Annotated in this window: 15 protein-coding genes; 4 read left to right on the top strand and 11 right to left on the bottom strand. The window is 73.6% G+C overall.

Features of this window, described 5'->3' with window-relative positions; translation table 11 throughout:
- Positions 1 to 379: 379 nt before the first annotated feature.
- The gene (locus H291_RS0105115) at positions 380 to 973 is read left to right on the top strand and encodes an FxLYD domain-containing protein (protein ID WP_157236720.1); all 594 of its coding nucleotides are present in this window, start codon (positions 380 to 382) and stop codon (positions 971 to 973) included.
- Between the two features lie 48 nt (positions 974 to 1,021).
- Here the strand turns inward: H291_RS0105115 and holA are convergent, their stop codons facing one another.
- From holA to H291_RS34455, 7 genes are all read right to left on the bottom strand, one after another.
- The gene (gene holA, locus H291_RS0105110; protein WP_051109435.1) at positions 1,022 to 2,029 is read right to left on the bottom strand and encodes a DNA polymerase III subunit delta; all 1,008 of its coding nucleotides are present in this window, start codon (positions 2,027 to 2,029) and stop codon (positions 1,022 to 1,024) included.
- 58 nt (positions 2,030 to 2,087) lie between these two features.
- Positions 2,088 to 2,969 carry a neocarzinostatin apoprotein domain-containing protein gene (locus H291_RS0105105; RefSeq protein ID WP_026365414.1) on the bottom strand — a complete coding sequence of 294 codons (882 nt, stop codon included), beginning with the start codon at positions 2,967 to 2,969 and terminating at the stop codon, positions 2,088 to 2,090.
- A complete protein-coding gene (locus H291_RS0105100) occupies positions 2,969 to 3,658 on the bottom strand; it encodes an N-acetylmuramoyl-L-alanine amidase (protein ID WP_157236719.1) in 690 nt (229 codons plus the stop codon). Before H291_RS0105100 ends, H291_RS0105105 begins: the two co-directional genes overlap by 1 nt.
- Positions 3,659 to 3,668: 10 nt before the next feature.
- Positions 3,669 to 4,415, bottom strand: a complete 747-nt coding sequence (locus tag H291_RS0105095; RefSeq protein WP_157236718.1) for a hypothetical protein — start codon at positions 4,413 to 4,415, stop codon at positions 3,669 to 3,671.
- A 182-nt stretch (positions 4,416 to 4,597) separates the two neighbouring features.
- A complete protein-coding gene (locus H291_RS0105090) occupies positions 4,598 to 6,997 on the bottom strand; it encodes a ComEC/Rec2 family competence protein (protein ID WP_020013901.1) in 2,400 nt (799 codons plus the stop codon).
- Entirely contained in the window at positions 6,994 to 7,461 is a 468-nt protein-coding gene (locus H291_RS28750) for a helix-hairpin-helix domain-containing protein (RefSeq protein WP_020013900.1), read from the bottom strand. The genes H291_RS0105090 and H291_RS28750 overlap by 4 nt, the downstream gene beginning before the upstream one ends.
- 73 nt (positions 7,462 to 7,534) lie before the next feature.
- On the bottom strand, positions 7,535 to 8,062 hold the full coding sequence (locus tag H291_RS34455; protein ID WP_020013899.1) for a hypothetical protein: 528 nt from the start codon (positions 8,060 to 8,062) through the stop codon (positions 7,535 to 7,537).
- A gap of 283 nt (positions 8,063 to 8,345) precedes the next feature.
- Here H291_RS34455 and H291_RS0105080 point away from each other — a divergent pair, with 283 nt between their 5' ends.
- Positions 8,346 to 9,209: an alpha/beta fold hydrolase gene (locus H291_RS0105080; protein WP_020013898.1), complete on the top strand. Its 864-nt coding sequence runs from the start codon at positions 8,346 to 8,348 to the stop codon at positions 9,207 to 9,209.
- 13 nt (positions 9,210 to 9,222) lie between these two features.
- Here the strand turns inward: H291_RS0105080 and H291_RS0105075 are convergent, their stop codons facing one another.
- Complete coding sequence (locus tag H291_RS0105075) at positions 9,223 to 10,104, bottom strand: DegV family protein (RefSeq protein ID WP_084467746.1); 882 nt, start codon at positions 10,102 to 10,104, stop codon at positions 9,223 to 9,225.
- Positions 10,105 to 10,198: 94 nt separating this feature from the next.
- On the opposite strand from H291_RS0105075, the gene H291_RS0105070 reads away from it, so the two are divergent.
- Positions 10,199 to 11,968, top strand: coding sequence for a helicase HerA-like domain-containing protein (locus H291_RS0105070; protein WP_020013896.1), 1,770 nt, complete (start codon positions 10,199 to 10,201; stop codon positions 11,966 to 11,968).
- Between the two features lie 160 nt (positions 11,969 to 12,128).
- On the opposite strand, the gene leuS is transcribed toward H291_RS0105070, so the two are convergent.
- Positions 12,129 to 15,086 (bottom strand): leucine--tRNA ligase, encoded by a 2,958-nt coding sequence (leuS, locus tag H291_RS0105065; RefSeq protein WP_033326123.1) that lies wholly within the window; start codon positions 15,084 to 15,086, stop codon positions 12,129 to 12,131.
- 127 nt (positions 15,087 to 15,213) lie between these two features.
- Here leuS and H291_RS0105060 point away from each other — a divergent pair, with 127 nt between their 5' ends.
- Positions 15,214 to 16,581: an alkaline phosphatase family protein gene (locus tag H291_RS0105060; protein ID WP_020013894.1), complete on the top strand. Its 1,368-nt coding sequence runs from the start codon at positions 15,214 to 15,216 to the stop codon at positions 16,579 to 16,581.
- Between the two features lie 125 nt (positions 16,582 to 16,706).
- Here H291_RS0105060 and H291_RS0105055 read toward each other — a convergent pair whose 3' ends face one another.
- Both H291_RS0105055 and H291_RS0105050 read right to left on the bottom strand, forming a co-directional pair.
- A complete protein-coding gene (locus H291_RS0105055; RefSeq protein ID WP_020013893.1) occupies positions 16,707 to 17,366 on the bottom strand; it encodes a vitamin K epoxide reductase family protein in 660 nt (219 codons plus the stop codon).
- 46 nt (positions 17,367 to 17,412) lie between these two features.
- Entirely contained in the window at positions 17,413 to 18,654 is a 1,242-nt protein-coding gene (locus H291_RS0105050) for an MFS transporter (protein ID WP_020013892.1), read from the bottom strand.
- Between the last annotated feature and the right edge of the window lie 73 nt (positions 18,655 to 18,727).

Here is an 18,727-nt window from a genome sequence, read left to right as displayed (position 1 = left end):
AATGGCTGGGTAGAAGCGCACCTCGGTGCGGCGGCCGCACGGCATGACCAGGCGCGGGGCGAGCACCGGACCGGGTACGTCCACGCACACAGGCAATGGGCGCACTGTGCGTGCAATTTCATATTGACCACCAAGATGTGCCGTCGGCGTGCAGCCGTTATGTTGACAGAAACCACCTGCACCGGATTCTTTTAGATCCCGGCACACCGTCGCAATTCTTTGCCCCGGACACATTAATCGTCCGTCAGGGAGTCCTCACATGTCTGAGCCTCCTGTGCCGCCCAGCACTCCAGCACCCCAGCCACCGCCGCAGGGCTACTCCCCTCCAGCTCAACCCCGAGGGAATGCGTCGGCGATCACGGGATTTATTCTCGCACTCGTGGCCGTCTTTCTCTGCCTTGTCCCGATCATCAACAACTTTGCCGCCGGTCTCGCAGTACTGGCATTGATATTCGGGATTGTCGGTCTGATCCGGACCCGTGGAGGACGAAGTCACTACCGTGGACTCGCCATCGCCGCGATCATCGTGTCGGTCGTCGCGACCGGCGGTGTCATCGCTTCGCAGGCGTTCTACGTCAGCGCCATCGATACCGTCTCCGAGAGCGTCGACGAAGCCGGAGCCGAGGTCGACAGCGACATGGACAGGATGGATGGGGGCGCGACGGAGGAGATCCTCAAGAACGACCTCACGGTGAAGATCGGTTCCTTCGAGACCAAGACCGATGACCTGGGTATGGCCGAGTCCGTTCTGCCGGTCAAGATCACGAACAAGGCAGACGAGCCCTACAGCTACGAGGTCTACGTCGAGGCCGTCGACAAGTCCGGGGACCGCATCGAGGAGGACTGGGCCAGCTCCAGCACGCTCAAGCCCGGTCAGTCGCAATCCTTCGACCTCTTCCTGGCCCCTACCGAGGAGAACGTGGACGAGCTGGAGTCGGCGACGTTCCAGGTCTTCGAGGTCTCTCAGTACTGAATCAGGTACGGCTGGGCAGTGCCGTCGACACCGAACCGGGGGCGCCCGTCAGGCTCGGCGGGAGCGGGCTATCGTCATGACCGCGCGCTCCACGGCGAACACCGTGTCGCGGGCCTCGCCCTTGACGTCGGCGTCGGCCTGCGCGACGGCGGAGATCGCCGTCGCGAGCCCCTCCGGGGTCCAGGCGCGCAGGTCCTTGCGGGCGCGGTCCACCTGCCAGGGGGCCATGCCGAGGTCGCGGGCCGACAGGCCGCCGCCCCGCATGGAGGCGACCTTGGCCAGGTTCCGCAGGCGCAGCGCGAGGGCTGCGACGATCGGCACGGGGTCCAGACCGGTGTCGAGCGCGTGCCGCAGCAGGGCGACGGCGCCGCCCGCGTCCCCCGCCACCGCGGCGTCGGCCACGCGGAAGCCCGTGGCCTCGACCCGGCCGCCGTAGTAGCGGTCCACGGTGGCGGCCGTGATGGTGCCGGTGGTGTCGGCGATGAGCTGCGAGCACGCCGCGGCGAGCTCGCGCAGGTCGCTGCCGAGCGCGTCGACGAGGGCCCGCACGCCCTCGGCGTCCGCCCGGCGTCGGGCCGCCTTGAACTCGCCCACCACGAACGACGCCTTCTCGGCGTCCTTGGTCACGGGCTCGCAGACCATGACGGGCGCGCCCGAGCCGGTGATCGTGTCGAGCATCTTCTTGCCGCGCTGCCCGCCGCCGTGCACCACGACCACGGTGGTCTCCGCGTCGGGTGCGCCGACGTAGGCGATCAGGTCGGCCATCAGGTCCTCCGTGCCCGACTCCGTCGAGCGGACCACGACCACCTTGGCCTCGCCGAACAGGGACGGGCTCGCCGCGACCATGAGCTGGCCGGTGCCGTAGGTGGCCCCCTCCAGCTCCACCTTCTCGACCTCGGGGTCGCGCTCGCGCACGAGCCGCACGACGCCGTCCACCGCACGCTCGGTCAGGAGCGGCTCGGCGCCGCGCACCAGCACGACGGGAGCCACCGTGGGCTCGTCCCAGCTGCGGCCGGCGGGGGCGGTGGCGGTACGGCGTCGGGTAGCGGGAGGCACGGACACAGCCTGCCACGCGCCACCGACAACGGGCGGTCACGCCGCGATGTGCGGTGCGCTACTCCCAGAGCAGGTCCGCCAGTGCGATCCGTCCGCCGTCGGTCCAGGCGTTCGCGACCACGCACGCACCCTGCTCGGCACAGTCCGCGACTCCCCCGCCGACCAGCTTGATCTCCCGCTCGACGCGGAGCCGGGTGACCAGGGTGCCCGCGCGGTCCGCGATGACGCGCCTGCCGTCGTCGTACAGGCAGTTGTCGCCGTCCACCCCGCCGTCCGGGGTGGTCGCGCACTGCACGATCCGGACGGTGGAGCCCGCGGCGAAGCCGGCGCCCGTCACGGTGACCCGGCCGGCGTCGGCCTTCAGGCTCGGCTCGGACAGCTCGAGCACCGGCGCGTCCGGCGGCTCGGAGCCGCCGGGCAGGGGCGCCGGGGCGGACACGAGCACCCGGTCCGACAGGTCGGCGACGGCGAGCGTGCACGGGTCGCCCGTGCAGTCCACCTCGGACACGGCGCCCACGTTGACGAACGCCCGCGCCTGGCGCGTCTCGGAGATCCGCCCGTCGTCGTCGGCGACCACCTGCTCGCTGGTCGACATGTCGCACTCGTCGAGCGCGCTCGCGCCCGGCGTCGTGCCGGCGGTGCACTGGACCAGGTACTGGTTGCGGCCCGCGAAACCCGTCCCTCGCACGATCCAGGCGCCGCCCGCGGACCGGACCGTGAGGGTGGGCTCCTCCGCGCCGTCGGCGCCGCCCGCGCCACCCGCGCCGCCGTGGGCCCGGCTGGTGCCGTCCGCACCCCGGCTCTCCTGGCCGGGCGACGGGCTCGCACCGCTCCCCCGTGCCGAGCCGGACGACTCCTGGCCCGTCGGTCCGGCGGTGCACCCGGCAAGCAGGAGCAGGGCCGTCGCGACGGCGACGGGGCCGATCAGCCGCGCGCGCATCACGGGTAACCCAGGTACACGTCGATGGCCCCGGCCAGGCGCCAGCTCCAGGTGTCACGGTCCTTCATCCAGTTCACGCCCCGCTGCCAGACGTGGAAGTCCTGCTCCAGGTAGCAGGCGACGGCGTTGGTCTGGTTCAGCTCGCCCAGGTCCGTGCGGTACTGCCGGGAGTCGTTCGTGCCCGGGCTGCTGACGCCCACGTGCTGCACCATCGCCGCGGCGCACGCCTTGCCAGCCTTCGACACGTACATCACGTGCGTGCCGTACCGCGACGCGGGCTTCTTGCTCTCGCACGCCGCGCTGATCGCGTTGGAGTGCAGGGGGACGTGCAGGTCCGCGCCCACCTTGTTCGAGTTGGCGATGTTCTTGCGGGTCAGGCCGTTGCCCCGCACCACCTTGTAGCCCCGCTCCAGGAGGTTGAGCTTGTCGGTGCTCCCGCCCTGGATGGTCGACATGGCGAGCCGGTAGGAGTTGCCGTTCTCGCTGAAACCGTCACAGCCGGTGTTGTCGTGGCAGACGGTGTCCCCACGGTCGTGGCACGCCTGGGACAGGTAGATCACCTTGCCGTTCCAGTCGTCCGGCACGTAGGTCACGTCGGCGGCCGCCGACGGGGCCACGGCCACCAGGCCGGCGGCGCCCACGAGGAGGGCGGTGAACACGACCACCAGCCGTCGGAGAGCGGTACGCATCGTGGCCCCCTCAGCCCAGGTCGATCGGCAGGTCGGTCGCCGCGCACATGTCGCCGCCCGTGGCGTAGGCGAAGGCGAGGCAGTCCCCGTCGAGCGTGAACTTCACCGAGTCGACGGCACCGTTGCTGTACGCCGTGAACAGGAGCGCCTGCCAGACGTCGCCCGGGTAGACCCCGGCGTCGGAGAGCGCCTGCTCGAACCCGGCGGCGACGTCGACCGTCGCCTCGCCCTTGGTCAGGTACACCTTGGTGGCTGCGAGGCCCGCGTCCGGCAGGTAGGAGGCCAGCACGTCGTCGACGGCGGTCGCCAGCGTCCGGGACGGCCCGCCCTGCGTCACGCGCTTCGCGCCCGCGGTGAGCTGGACGTCCTCCCCGGTGCCGCAGCCCAGGACCGGCGTGGTCGAGCCGTCCTCGGAGCGCTTCCCCTCGGGGACGTCCGGGCACGCGACGTCCGGCGCGACGTCGTCCGCGGACGCCTGCGCGTCGAGCTCGGCACGCTCCTCACCGGTGCGGGAACCCGTCCCGCCGACGACGACGGTCCAGCCGTCGAGCACGTCGGCCGACTCGTCGAGCCACTGCTCGGCGGCCGCGGGGTCCTTGGCGGTGTCGACCCGGACCACCTGGTCCTCCTCGGAGACGTCGGTGACGACCTCCTGGTCCAGAAGCTCCTGCCGGAGCTGAAGCTGCGCGGAGACCTGGTCCCGGCCGGCGGCGCTGAACGCCGCCGCGGGGACGAGGAGCGCCACCGCTGCTGTCACCGCGATGATCCGGCGGTGCCGCCGGGCGGTACGTCCTAGTTCGACCACGTTGCCCCCTGATACGTGCTGAAAAAGCTCCTTCGTCTTTCAACCACGTTAGGGCCGTCGCCAGGATCCGCAACGTTTCGCGAAAGTGTGGCGCTGGCTTGCGTCGTCGTGCGTCGGCAAGCGCTTGCCTGGCACTAGCAGCCTGCGAGGGCCACCTCCCCTCCGCGCACGACGAGCGCGACCGTGCCGCACTCGTCGGTGCGCACCACCGCGGCGCCGACGCCCGCGTAGAGGTCGAGCGCCTCGTCGGTGGGGTGCCCGTACTCGTTGTCCCGCCCGGCGGACACGAGCGCGACCGCGGGACGCACCCGCTCCGCGAGCGCGCGGGACTGCACCGCGGACCCGTGGTGCGCGATCTTCACGACGTCGGCGCGCCCCGTCAGCGGCACCAGCGCCGACTGGCCGGCGTCCTCCAGGTCGCCCAGCAGAAGCACGTCCAGCCCCGCGACCCGTGCGGACACCACCACGCTGGAGTCGTTCGCGCCCGTTCCCGCGCCCGCCTGCAGCACCTGCCAGACGAGGGTCCCGGCCGTGCCCCGGTCGCCGGTCCCGGCGGCCCGCACGGGGACACCGGCCGCGGCCAGGGCCGCCTCGGTCGCGCCCGCGTTCGCCGCCGGCTCCGGCACCGGGGACACCAGCGCCGCGGCGACCTCGCGGCCGGCGAGCACCGGCCCGAGGCCACCCACGTGGTCGGCGTGGAAGTGGGTGAGCACGAGCAGGTCGACCCGCTCGACCCCCAGCTCGTCGAGGCACCGGCCCGCCGCCGGACCGTCGGGTCCGACGTCCACCACCACGGCCGAGGCCGGGCCGGTGCGGAGCGCGAGCGCGTCCCCCTGCCCGACGTCGCACGCCGCGACCTGCCAGTCCGCCGGCGGCCCGGTGCGGGCCACGAGCCGGGGCACCGCGACGGCGACGACCAGTGCCGCCGCCGACGCGGCCGCCAGGAGCACGACGAACCGGGCCCGGGTCAGCCGTCGGCGCCGCGCGGTCAGGGCCTCGCGCAGCCCGGAACGAGCCGCGGCACGCCAGGACTCGGGCCAGCCCGGACGCGGTGCGCGCCGCAGCACGGCCCACAGCACCAGGCCGGTGAGCGCCGCGAGCAGGAGCGCGCCCGCCGGCCCGCCCGGCCAGGGAGCGGTCGCACCGGGCAGCGTGGCGCACCGGTGCGCGACCGCGGCGATCCACCAGGTGGCGCCGCTCGCCGCCCAGGCCACCGGCCCGGCGACGGCCGGCAGCCAGGGCGCGAGCACCGTGGCGAGCAGGCCGAGCACGGTGGCCGGGAACAGCGCCGGCCCCGCCAGCAGGTTGGCGAGCACCGAGACCGTGGAGACCGACGGGTCGAGGAGCACGAGGATCGGTCCGCACGCGACCTGAGCGGCGAGCGGGACGGCCACCGCGTACGCCAGGGCCTGACCCGTCCAGGGCGCCAGCCGCGTGCTCAGCGGCGCCGTGAGCAGCACAAGCCCTGCCGTCGCCGCGGCCGACAGGGCGAACCCGAACGAGCGGGACAGCCACGGGTCGACCACCAGCAGCCCCACCATCGACCCCGCGAGCGCGGGCAGCGCCTGGGAGGGCCGGCCGAGCGCCGTACCGGTGAGGGCGAACGCCGCCATGACGGCGGCCCGGAGCACGGCCGGTTCGGGCCGGACCAGGAGGACGAAGGCCAGGGAGGCGAGCGCGATGACGAGCACCCGGACAGGCCGGGGCAGCCGGGCGGTCGAGCAGAGCAGGGTCAGAACCGCGACCACGACCGCGAAATGGCCCCCGGAGACCGCCGTGATGTGGCTCAGGCCGGTGACGCGCATCTCCTCCGAGATGTCGTCGGGGAGCCGGGTGGTGTCGCCGATGGCGGCGCCCGGGACCAGCCCGCGTGCCTGCGGGGAGAGCGGGTCGGTGACCTCCAGGAGAGCCGCGCGGTGGATGTCGAGCACGCGGAGCGCGGACGGCGGCGCCCGGATCTCGGCGGCGCTCCGGGCGCTCATCCGGGCGGTCTCGGCGGCGCCGGGGTCGGCGGGGCGCAGCGGGCCCGTGACGGTCACGGTCGCGCCGTACCGGGGCGCGGTGTCGGACAGCACCTGGACGTGCGCCCGGGCCGACGACTCGACGCCGCGGGCGTCGACCGTCCGGGCGGCAAGGACCCAGCGCTGCCGGCCCGCGCCCGGGGCGAACGAGAACGGCTCGGGCTGGGACACCACGACGCCGGTGAGCGTCGCGGTGACGCCTTGCTCGGCCGGCTCGACGAGCGGGGCCCTGCCGGCGAGCTGGACGTGCGCGGAGAGCGTGACCGCGAGGACGCCTGCGGCGGCCAGGGCGAGGTGTGCGGGGACGGAGTGCAGGGCGAGGTTCCGGTCGGCTCGGCGCCGGGCCACCACGGCGACGCCGGTCGGCCAGAGGCACGCTACGGCGGCCACAACCCCGGTCAACAGGGAAAACACCACTGTCGCCGGCCCGGTCCAGGCCGCCGCCGGTGCGGTCAGCAACCAGGCGGCGACCCAGGTCGCGAGGGCGGCGGGCACCAGCCGCAGGTCGGTCATGGGCCCACCTGCGCGCTGTCGCGGAGCTCGTCCAGGGTGGCCGGGCCGATACCCGGCACGTCGTCCAGCTCGTCCACGCTCGCGAACGCCCCGTTCGTGTCCCGCCACTCGACGATCGCCTGCGCGATCGACGGCCCGACACCGGGGAGGGCCTCCAGGGCCGCCGCGTCGGCGGTGTTGATGTCGACGGCGCCCGTTCCTGCCCCGCCGCCTGCCCCACCGCCGCCCGCCCCACCGCCGGCCACACCACCCGCGCCGGCGGCGCCGGCCGGCGCTCCGGGAACGGGCTCCCCCGGCTTCGGCACGTAGAGCTGCTCACCGTCCACCACGGCGCGGGCCAGGTTGACCGCGGTGAGGTCGGCCTTGCCGGTCACGCCGCCGGCTGCCTCCACGGCGTCGGCCACCCGGGCGCCGTCCGGCAGGGTGACCAGGCCCGGCTCGGCGACCTCGCCGACCACGTGCACCAGCAGGCCGCTCGAGACCCCGGCCGGCGCAGTTGCACCGTCGCCATCCGTGCCGTCGCCATCCGTCCGGCCGCTACCCGTGCCGGCACCGTCCGCCCCCGAGGCCGCCGCACCCGACTTCCTCGTCGCCGGTGCCCAGCGACGCGTCAGCCGCCCCGCCCCCGGCACCGACCTGGGCCAGCGGCTCGACGCCGTCGCCGCGCAGGGCGAAGGCAGCCACACCCACCCCGAGCAGGAGCACCGCCACGACCGCGACCACCGCCGTCGTGCCGGTCAGGGCCCAGCGGCGGGCGCCGTGCTCGGCCCGTGGGTCGGCGGGATGACCGTGCGCGGCCGCGTAGGCCGCGGCCACGCCCGAGGCAGAGCGCCGGGCGCGCAGGCGCTCCACCAGGTCGTCGGCGCCCGTCCCGGGGTCGGACGCCTCCCCCGAGGCAGGGTCGCCGTCGGCCGCCGGTTCGGCGACTGACGGCCCAGCGACAAACGGCAAGGCGACGGACGGCACGGCACCGGACAACGGTTGGTCTCCCAGGCCGTCGGACCCGCGCACCGGGCCGAACGGCCAGGGATCGGGGCGGCGCTGCTGCGCGGTCTCTGGCTGCATGACTCAGGACGCTAGGCGGGTCGGGCACACCGCGGACGGGCCCCGCGGTCCACCTGTGCACAGACCCCGAATACGAGCCCCTGTGGTCGGGCTCGTACCCGCACGGCGCCGTCACGAGGGTCTGTCCGCGCCGCCCACGAGGGGCCAACAAGTTTCGGCCACAACTTCGGCCACGGCCACCGATGAGTTCCGCCGGAGGCCGTCGTCGGACCTGACGAACGCGCGCGAACCCGAGCAGCACAAGCGGTCCCGGGCCGCGCGGAAGAGATCAGGAGCGAGCACCATGACCGAGAAGAAGACCCACGTCCTCGACGTACCGGGCGCCGTCCTCACCTACGACGTGCGCGAGGCGGCCGCGCCGTCCGACGAGCCGACGCTGCTCATGATCGGCCTTCCGATGGGCGCCGAGGGGTTCACGACTCTGGCGAGCCACTTCACCGACCGCACCGTGGTCACCTACGATCCGCGCGGAGTGGAACGCAGCACCCGCACCGGGGCGCCCGGGATCGCGGACCACGCCGACGACGTGCACCGCGTCATCGAGGCGGTCGGTGGCGGCCCGGTGGACCTCTTCGCCTCCAGCGGCGGCGCCCTCGTGGCGCTCGATCTCGCGGCCCGGCACCCGGGAGACCTGCGGACCGTCGTCGCGCACGAGCCGCCGCTACCCAGCGTGCTGCCAGACCGTGCGGCCATGGTCGCGGCCCTGACCGACATCCATGACACCTATCAGACGAAGGGTTTCGGGGCGGGGATGGCGAAGTTCATCGCGCTGGTCATGGCCCGTGGCGAGCTCACCGCGGACTACCTCGACCAGCCCGACCCGGACCCCGCCGTGTTCGGTCTGCCGACCGAGGACGACGGCAATCGCGACGACCTGCTGCTGGGCGTCAACATGCGACTCCTGGCGCAGTACGAGCCGGACTGGACCGCGGTACGGGCCAGCGCGTCCACGCCGCTGATCGCCGTCGGCGAGGACACGAACGACGAGATGACCGGCCGTTCCTCGCGGGCGGCCGCCGCGCTGCTCGACGCCGAGGCGGTCGTCTTCCCCGGGGGCCACGGCGGTTTCAGCGGCGGGGAGTACGGGCAGCCGGCCGACAAGCCGGTTGAGTTCGCGACACGGCTGCGGGAGGTCCTCGCACGCTGAGCCGGGCTCCGCGTCAGTGGCTGTGGTCGCCCAGGTCCGCGACGACGACGGCTAGCGTGCCCGGTCCCACGTGCACCCCGAGGACGGCGCTCAGCGGCGTGACCTCGACGTCCGCGCGGGTGCGGGTGTGCAGGCGGCCGGCCAGGGCCTGGGCCCGGTCGTGCGCGCCGAAGTGGTGCACCGCGACGACCGGCCGCGTGGCGCGCGCGACGAAGTCGGCGGCCTGCTCCAGCAGCCGCTCCGCGCCGGCCGCGCGGGTGCGCACCCGCTGGGAGAGCACGACCGCGCCGTCGGACAGCCGCAGGATCGGCTTGACGCCCAGGACCGTGCCGAGCGCGGCTGCGGGACCGGAGAGCCGGCCCCCGCGGCGCAGGTGCTCCAGGGTGTCGACGACGAACACGGCGTCGGCGGTCCCGGCGACCTCGATGGCCCGCGCGGCGACGTGGGCGGCGTCGGCCCCGGCCGCCGCGCACTCCGCGGCGGCCCGGGCGGCGAAGCCGAGCCCTGCGGCCGCGGTCCGGGAGTCGACGGCGCGCACCTGCAGGGGCGACCGTGCGGCGGCGGTGCCGGCCGAACCGACGGTGCCCGACAGCGCTCCTGACAGGTGCACCGAGACGACCGACCGGACGCCCTGGTCGCCGAGGGCGCGGTAGACCGCCGCGAACGCCTCGGGCGAGGGCTGCGAAGTGGTGACCTGCTCGCCCTCGGCGACCAGCTCGGCCAGGCGGTCGGGGGTGATGTCCTCGCCCTCCGCGTACGCCTCGTCGCCGACCAGGACGCGGAGCGGCACCACGACCGGGCCGCCCGGCAGACCGGTGGGCAGGCAGGCGGTGGAGTCGGTGACGACCCGCACCTCCTGGGGTGCCGGGCGGGAAGGACGACGACGGTTGCGCATGACCGCGACACTCTATCCGTGCCGGGATCCCGACGGCGAAACGCGGCGAAGCCTCCCCGCGCGCGGCTCCGGGGCCCGACTTAGCATCCGAGACATGTCCGATGCATCGACGCCAGATCTCGCAGCTCTGCGCGAGGCCGCCGCCGCGGCCCAGAAGGCCCTGGAGGACGCGGAGCGGGCTGCCGCGCCCGCGGCCCCCGAGACCGGCGACGACGCGGCGCCGGTCAAGGCCGCCCCGGCCGAGAACGAGCCGGCCCCGGCCGAGACGGCGCCGCAGGGCTACGCCGCCGAGGTCGCCGCCGGCTACGCCGCGGAGGCCACGCTGCCGCTGGGCGCCCTCCTGGAGGGCGAACCGGGCGGCGAGACCACGCCGAACCCGCAGGTCCAGGTGGGTTTCGCCCTGTCGATGCTGAACCGGCACGGCCTGGTCGCGGGCGCCACGGGAACCGGCAAGACCAAGACGCTGCAGGGCATGGCCGAGGGCCTGTCCCTGGCCGGGGTGCCGGTCTTCCTGGCCGACGTCAAGGGCGACCTGTCCGGCCTGGCGCTGCCGGGCCCGGACAACCCGAAGGTCGCGGCGCGCGCGGCGAGCATCGGGCAGGACTGGACGCCCACGCAGTACCCGGTCGAGTTCTACTCGCTGGGCGGCCTGGGCAAGGGGGTGCCGATCCGGACGACGGTCACCGACTTCGGGCCGATCCTCATGTCCAAGGTGCTGGGCCTGAACGAGACGCAGGAGTCGAGCCTGACCCTGATCTTCCACTGGGCCGACAAGAAGGGCCTGGCGCTGCTGGACCTCAAGGACCTGCAGTCGGTGATCGCGCACCTGACCTCCGACGAGGGCAAGGCCGAGCTGAAGGGCATCGGCGGGGTCTCTGCGGCGACGGCGGGCGTCATCCTGCGCGAGATCGTGGGCCTGGAGGGGCAGGGTGCCGACGTGTTCTTCGGCGAGCCCGCGTTCGAGACGTCGGACCTGATCGCGACGCGGGGCGACCTCGGCGTGCTGAGCGTGCTGGAGCTGCCCGCGGTCCAGGACCGGCCGCAGCTGTTCTCGACGTTCCTCATGTGGCTGCTGGCCGACCTCTTCCAGGACCTGCCCGAGGTGGGCGACGTCGAGAAGCCGAAGCTGGTCTTCTTCTTCGACGAGGCGCACCTGCTGTTCACCGGCGCCTCCAAGGACTTCCTGCAGCAGGTGGTGCAGACGGTCCGGCTGATCCGGTCCAAGGGCGTGGGCGTGTTCTTCGTGACGCAGTCGCCCAAGGACGTGCCGTCCGACGTGCTGGCCCAGCTCGGCAACCGGGTGCAGCACGCGCTGCGCGCCTTCACGCCCGACGACGCGACTGCGCTGCGGGCCGCCGCCCGCACGTTCCCGAAGTCGCCGTACGACCTGGAGCGCCTGCTGCAGGAGCTCGGCACCGGTGAGGCCGTGGTCACGGTGCTCACGGAGAAGGGCGCGCCGTCACCGGTCGCGTGGACGCGGGTGCGGGCACCGCAGGCGTCGATGGACCCGGCGAGCGACGCCGAGATCGACCGGGTGGTCGCAGCCTCCCCCGGCCAGGCGAGGTACGGGACGGCGATCGACGCGGAGTCGGCGTTCGAGCTGCTCCAGGCGCGGGCGCAGGAGCAGGCCGCCGGGCAGGCGGCCGCGGCGGGCGAGGCGTCCGCCGCCCAGGACCAGCGGGAGATCGCCAAGGAGCGCGCCCGCCTGGAGAAGGAGGCGGCGACCCGCGAGAAGGCGGAGGCGCGGCACAAGGAGCAGGCGGCCCGTGACCGCAACCGCGTGGTCAGCTCGCTGGCAAAGACGGCTGGCACGGTCCTGGTCCGCGAACTGACGCGCTCGCTGTTCGGCACCCGCAAGCGCTGACGGGCGAGACGCCAAAGGACCCCGGACGCGCGACAGCCCCCGACTGTGCGGGGGCTGAAGGCAGGGCGCTGGGGATCTCTCCTCGGCGCACTTTCACGATAGGCCCGGGACCGGTCACGGGCCACTGGGGCCGTGACCGGTCCACGGACCGGACGCTCGGCTAGGCCGGGACGATGTTGACCAGCTTCGGGGCGCGGACGATCACCTTGCGCACGCCGCGGCCGTCCAGGAACTTGACCACGTTCGGCTCGGCCAGGGCCGTCGCCTCCAGGTCCTCGGCGGAGATGTCCGGGGCGACCTCGAACTTGGCGCGCACCTTGCCCTGCACCTGGACCACGCAGGTCACGGTGTCCTGCACGAGGTACTGGTCGTCCGCGGCCGGGAACGGCGCGTGCGCCAGCGACTCCTCGTGGCCGAGGCGGGACCACAGCTCCTCCGCGATGTGCGGCGCGATGGGCGCCGTCATCAGGACGAGCGGCTCCACGGCCGAGCGCGGCACGGCCGGCAGGCCCGTGAGGTGGTTGTTCAGCGTGATGAGCTTGGCGATCGCGGTGTTGGGCCGCATGTTCTCCATCTCGAGGCGCACGTCGGCGATGGCGCGGTGCACCGCGCGCAGCGTCGCGGTGTCGGCCTCGTCGTCGGTGACGGTGAGCTCACCGGTCTCCTCCGAGACGACGTTGCGCCACAGCCGCTGCAGGAACCGCTGCGACCCGACGACGGCGCGCGTCTCCCACGGGCGCGACAGGTCCAGCGGGCCCATCGACATCTCGTAGACGCGGAACGTGTCGGCGCCGTACTGCTCGTACATCTCGTCGGGCGTCACGACGTTCTTGAGCGACTTGCCCATCTTCCCGTACTCACGGTTGACGGGCTGGCCCTGCCACGTGAAGCCGGTCTGCTCGTCGCCCTCGACCTCCTCGGCGGGCACGTACTGGCCGCGCGAGTCGGTGTAGGCGTACGCCTGGATGTAGCCCTGGTTGAAGAGCTTGCCGAACGGCTCGACGCCGCTGACGTGGCCCAGGTCGAACAGGACCTTGTGCCAGAACCGCGCGTAGAGCAGGTGCAGCACGGCGTGCTCCACGCCGCCCACGTAGAGGTCGACGCCGCCGGCCGGGCCGGACGTCGGGTTGTGCTGCGGCCCCAGCCAGTAGTTCTCGAGCTCGGGCAGCGCGGCCGCCGTGGTCTCGGCGGGGTCGAGGTAGCGCAGGTAGTACCAGCACGACCCGGCCCAGTTGGGCATCGTGTTGGTGTCTCGGCGGTACTTCTTGGGCCCGTCGCCGAGGTCGAGGGTGACGTGCACCCAGTCGTCGTTGCGGCCCAGCGGCGCCTCGGGCTCGGAGTTGGCGTCCTCCGGGTCGAAGGTGCGCGGCGCGTAGTCCGGCACGTCCGGCAGGTCCACCGGCAGCATCGCGTCGGGGATGGCGACCGGGCGGTCGTCCTCGTCCCACACCACGGGGAACGGCTCGCCCCAGTAGCGCTGGCGGCTGAACAGCCAGTCGTTGAGGCGGTAGGTGGTGGTGCCCTCGCCGATGTTCCTGCTCTCCAGCCAGGCGATGATCTTCGCCTTGGCCTCGACGACGCCCAGGCCGTCGAGCGAGATCTCGTCGTTCGCGGACCGCACGGCCACGCCGTCGCCCGAGTACGCCCCGGTGTGGCCCTCGGGCAGGCCGCCTTCCGGCTCGACGGTGTGGATCACCGGCAGGTCGTAGGCCTCGGCGAACGCGAAGTCGCGCTCGTCGCCGCCCGGCACGGCCATGATGGCGCCGGTGCCGTAGCCCATGAGCACGTAGTCCGCGGTGAAGACCGGGACCTGCAGCCCGCTGACCGGGTTCACGGCCAGGTGGCCCGTGAACACGCCGGTCTTCTTGCCGGCGTCGGCCTGCCGCTCGACGGCGGTCTTGGCGGACGACTCGCGGCGGTAGGCGGCGACGGCCTCGACCGGGGTCTCGTACCCGCCGGTCCACGCGGAGCGCGTGCCGTCGGGCCAGGCCGTGGGAACCTCGTCCAGCAGCGGGTGCTCGGGGGCCACCACCATGAACGTGGCGCCGAACAGCGTGTCGGGGCGGGTGGTGAAGACCTCCAGCGAGCCGGCCGCGCCGGCCGGGTCGCCCTCGGCGGTGCCGACGACGTCGAACCGGACGTTGGCGCCCGTGGACCGGCCGATCCAGTTGCGCTGCATGGACTTGACCTTGTCCGGCCAGTCGATGAGCTCCAGGTCGTCGGTGAGGCGGTCCGCGTAGGCGGTGATGCGCATCTTCCACTGGCGCAGGTTGCGCTGGAACACCGGGAAGTTGCCGCGCTCGGAGCGGCCGTCCGCGGTGACCTCTTCGTTCGCGAGCACGGTGCCCAGGCCCGGGCACCAATTGACCGGCGAGGAGTCGATGTAGGCGAGCCGCTGGCCGTCGACGACGTCGCGCCGCTCGAGCTCGCTCAGCCCGGCCCAGACGGCACCGCCGGTGTTGTCGCCGTCGTGCCCGGGGACGGGCCGCGTGCCCGCGGCGAGCTCGGCGCGCAGCTCCGCGATCGGGCGCGCGCGGCCCTTGCCGTCACCGGAGCCGGTGACGGGTCCGGGACGCTCGGCGTCGGCGTCGTACCAGGACTCGAAGATCTGCAGGAAGATCCACTGCGTCCAGCGGACGTACTCGGGGTCGATCGTCGCGAAGGTGCGGCGCGGGTCGTGGCCCAGGCCGAGGCGGCGCAGCTGGCGCCGCATGTTGCCGATGTTGGCCTCGGTCGTGGTCCGCGGGTGCTGCCCCGTCTGGACGGCGTACTGCTCGGCGGGCAGGCCGAAGGCGTCGTAGCCCAGCGCGTGCAGCACGTTGTCGCCGCGCATGCGGCGGAAGCGCCCCGTGACGTCGGTGGCGATGTAGCCCAGCGGGTGACCCACGTGCAGGCCCGCACCCGAGGGGTACGGGAACATGTCCATGATGAAGTACGGGTCACCCTGCGCCGGGCTCCCGCCCGGCCCCGTAAGTCGCCCCTGCGGGTTCGCCGCGTGGAACGTGCCCCGCTCCTCCCAGATGTCCTGCCAGCGCAGCTCGATCTGCTGCGCGAGGGCGGGGGTGTAGCGGAAACGGGGCTCGTCGGGAGACGTGGTGCGCTCGGGTGCGTCGGGCATGGTCACCCGGCCGAGTCTACCGAGTGCGCCGGGCCCGGGCCCTCGGTCGTCCACAGGCTCCAGGGTTCATCCGACATTCGCCCCCGCCTCCCCCGAAGTTCTCACCCCGGGTGCTCGAATTGCCCGCATGATGCCCTTGTCGCGAAAGATCCTCGCCGTCAGCATCGCCGCCGCCACCGTGTGGACGGCCTCGACCGCCGCCGCCGCTCCGCTGCCCGGCACCCCACCCACCACCGTGACCGCCTCGGAGAGCGCCAGGACCGCCACCGTGCCCGCCGCCCCGTCCACCCGCCGCGCCGACCACGTCGTCCTCCTGGCCCTGGACGGGTTCGACGTCGAGTACCTCGACCTGGTGCGCGACGGCGACGGCTCCCCCGGCGCGGCCGAGATGCCGAACCTGCGCGCACTGCTGCGCGAGGGCAGCGTCACCACCTCGTCCGGCGTGATGACGTCGATCACCAACCCGTCGTGGTCCTCGGTCGCCACCGGCGCCTGGCCCGAGACGCACCGCAACACCGCCTACTGGTTCGACGCCGCGAGCAACACCGCGCGCGGCCAGCAGCGCGACCTCGCCGTGCCCACGATCGCGCAGTCGGTCCGGGAGCAGGGCGGCACCGTGTTCTCCGCGCAGTGGTTCATCCTGCAGAACTACGGCGTCACGTTCGGCGACCCGGACGGCCTCTACACGCAGCCCGGCGGCGACTGCGCGCGCCGCACCGACGACGTCGTCTCGGTGCTGCGCGGCGAGCCCGTCAGCTCGAACGGCGAGCTGGTCCGCACCACCGGGATCCCCGACCTGATCACGGTCTACTGCGACACCCTCGACGCGATCGGGCACGCCGGCGGCGACGCCGACCCGCGCATCCCGGGCGCCCTGGAGGACATCGACCGGCAGATCGGCCGCATCGTCGCCGCCACGAAGGAGGCGGGCGTCCACGAAGACACCGCGTTCGTCGTCACCGGCGACCACGGCATGACCACGTTCGACAAGGGCTTCGCCGCCGAGGGGCTCGCCGCGATCGAGGCCGCTGGCTTCACGCCGCAGGTCCTGACCAGCGGGCAGACGCCGGCGGCCGGCACCGACGTCGCGGTCGTCGGCGGGGTCGCGGACGTGCGGATCATCGGCGAGCGGGCGGGCGACCGCGCCGCCGTCCGCCGCCTGGAGCGGGCGCTGACTGCGCTGCCGCAGGTGCGGAACGTGTTCGACAAGGCCGACCAGCGTCGCCTGCGGATGAGCCCGAACTACGGTGACCTGGTCGTCGAGCCCGAGCCGGGCTGGTCGTTCGGGCCCACGCCCGCCACGCCGGCCGGGCGGCACGGGGCGACGACCGAGTTGCGCGTGCCGCTGGTCCTCGCCGGTGCCGGGGTGCGGCCGGGTGCGCACCCGCGCGGCCCGCGGCACGTCGACGTCGCGCCGACGATCTCGGCGCTACTGGGCTACGCGCCGCCGTCGGGCAGCGAGGGCCGGGTGCTGCGCGAGGCGCTGAGCCGCTGACCACGGGAGGACGAGAAAGAGGTGTGTTGCGCTGCGTAGACAGTGTCTACGCAGCGCAACACACCTCCAGGACGTGGTCTCTCCGCCAGGCACGCCGCGCCGTCAGCGGCCACGAGGGCAGACCGTCAGAACGACGCGACCAGGTCCCCGCCCACCGCGAGCATCAGCCACGCCACCGCGGCGACGTACCCGATGACCAGGATGATGTGCCGGTTGCCGACCATGATGTTCCGCAGGCCGGCGCTCGCGGGCAGGTCGCCCGACTGCACGCCGCGCACGAGCTGGTACCAGAGCAGCGGCCACATGATGGTCCACACGACCATGCAGTAGGGGCACAGCGCGACGATCGCGTAGAAGCTGGTCCACATCAGGAAGAACACGAGCGCCTGGCCCAGCACCGTCCCGATCAGCAGCGACGTCCAGTACCAGCGCGGCAGGCGCGTGCCGAGCAGCAGCATCACGCCCGTGGTGATCACCACGGGGAAGGCCGCGACGCCCAGGTACGGGTTCGGGAAGCCGAGCAGGGCGCCCTGCCACGAGGACATCGCGGCGCCGCAGTCGACGAACAGGTTGATGCTGCAGGACGCCGTCCGGTCCGGGTCGAGCAGCTTGAGGTACTTCTCCCAGGCCAGGGCGAACGAGGCGGCGAAGCCGACACCTCCGAGCACCACCAGCAGCAGTCCCATGGTCCGCGCGCCCAGCGGAGCGCCCCCGGGCGCCGCGGCGTCGTGCGTGCTGTCCAACGAGCTCTCCGACGACGTCGTGGTCGCCCCGGTATCGGTCACCCGCCCTACGCTACCGGCGCAGGCTGGGACATTGCTGAATCCTGGGTCACAGTGGGGTCTCCGTGTGCTGGTGCACGACTCGCTGCCGCCCGAAGGCCAGGATCATGCCGAGGCCCAGCACGGTGACGACGGCGCCGGCCCAGGCGGGTGCCAGGTAGCCCCAGCCGGCGTCGATGACGACGCCGCCCAGGAACGCGCCGGCGCCGTTGGCGACGTTGAGGCCGGCGTGGCACAGCGCCGCGCCGAGCGACGGCGCGCCGGGCGACAGGTCCATGAGCCGGGTCTGGAACGCGAGGCCGAGCATCTGCGAGGTGACGCCCAGCAGGAACAGGGAGACCAGCGCGGGCACCACGGACGCGCCGGTCAGCGCGAACAGGACGAGCGACGCCGCCGTGGCCACGAAGCCGATCAGGACGGCGCGCAGCACGCCGCGGTCGGCGAGCCGCCCGCCGATCTGCGTGCCCACGGTCATGCCGACGCCGAACAAGGCCAGCACCCACGGCACGGCCCCGCCCGGCAGGCCGGTGACGCCCGTCATGGTGGGGGCCACGTAGGTGTAGACGGCGAACATGCCGCCGAACCCGATGGCCCCGGCCACGAACGCGAACCACAGCGGGGCGTTGCGCAGGGTGGCCAGCTCGGTGCGCACCGAGCGGCCCTCGCCGCCCGCGCCGGCCGGGATCAGGCGCCACAGCCCCAGGAGCGTCGCGATCCCGAGCGCGCCGATCAGCACGTAGGAGGTGCGCCAGCCGAAGGCCTGCCCCACCCACGTCGACAGCGGCACGCCGACGACGTTCGCGATGGTCAGGCCGGTCATCATCGTCGCGACCGCCCGGCCGCGCTGGGCCGGTCCGGCCACGGCGGCACCGACCGCGGCGCCGACGCCGAAGAACGCGCCGTGCGGCAGGCCCGCGAGGAACCGGCCGGCCACGAGCCAGCCGATGTCGGGCGCGGCCGCGGACAGCACGTTCGCGACCGTGTAGAAGCCCATCAGCGCGAGCAGCAGGCGCTTGCGCGACATGCGCGCCGCGGCCACGGTCAGCAGCGGCGCCCCGACGACGACGCCGAGCGCGTACGCCGTGATGGTGTGCCCCACCTGGGGGTCGGTCGCGCCGAGGTCGGCACCGACGTCGGGCAGCAGGCCCATGGCGGCGAACTCGGTGGTGCCGATGGTGAACCCGCCCACGGCGAGCGCGACGAGCGCGGGCGCGGCCCGGCGCATCGAGCCGGGGCTCGTCGCCTGGTCCGGCGCCTGGTCCGGGGCGTTCTGAGGGGCGCTGGTCGCCATGGTCTCTCCGGGAGTCGTATCGATTCGGGGGATGCGTCGGCGACACCGGCGACGAGCAGTGAGGAACGGGAAG

Origin of the sequence: Promicromonospora sukumoe 327MFSha3.1 (assembly GCF_000385135.1) — a bacterium.
In the GTDB taxonomy this organism is placed as follows: domain Bacteria; phylum Actinomycetota; class Actinomycetes; order Actinomycetales; family Cellulomonadaceae; genus Promicromonospora; species Promicromonospora sukumoe_B.
This window is presented reverse-complemented; position numbering and strand designations above follow the sequence as displayed.

Coding starts and splice junctions, on each gene's coding strand:
- H291_RS0105105 (WP_026365414.1), bottom strand. CDS start 2,969: ATGCGCGCGCGGCTGATCGGCCCCGTCGCCGTCGCGACGGCCCTGCTC.
- H291_RS0105100 (WP_157236719.1), bottom strand. CDS start 3,658: ATGCGTACCGCTCTCCGACGGCTGGTGGTCGTGTTCACCGCCCTCCTC.
- H291_RS0105090 (WP_020013901.1), bottom strand. CDS start 6,997: ATGACCGACCTGCGGCTGGTGCCCGCCGCCCTCGCGACCTGGGTCGCC.
- H291_RS34455 (WP_020013899.1), bottom strand. CDS start 8,062: ATGCAGCCAGAGACCGCGCAGCAGCGCCGCCCCGATCCCTGGCCGTTC.
- H291_RS0105080 (WP_020013898.1), top strand. CDS start 8,346: ATGACCGAGAAGAAGACCCACGTCCTCGACGTACCGGGCGCCGTCCTC.
- H291_RS0105075 (WP_084467746.1), bottom strand. CDS start 10,104: ATGCGCAACCGTCGTCGTCCTTCCCGCCCGGCACCCCAGGAGGTGCGG.
- H291_RS0105070 (WP_020013896.1), top strand. CDS start 10,199: ATGTCCGATGCATCGACGCCAGATCTCGCAGCTCTGCGCGAGGCCGCC.
- leuS (WP_033326123.1), bottom strand. CDS start 15,086: ATGCCCGACGCACCCGAGCGCACCACGTCTCCCGACGAGCCCCGTTTC.
- H291_RS0105060 (WP_020013894.1), top strand. CDS start 15,214: ATGATGCCCTTGTCGCGAAAGATCCTCGCCGTCAGCATCGCCGCCGCC.
- H291_RS0105050 (WP_020013892.1), bottom strand. CDS start 18,654: ATGGCGACCAGCGCCCCTCAGAACGCCCCGGACCAGGCGCCGGACCAG.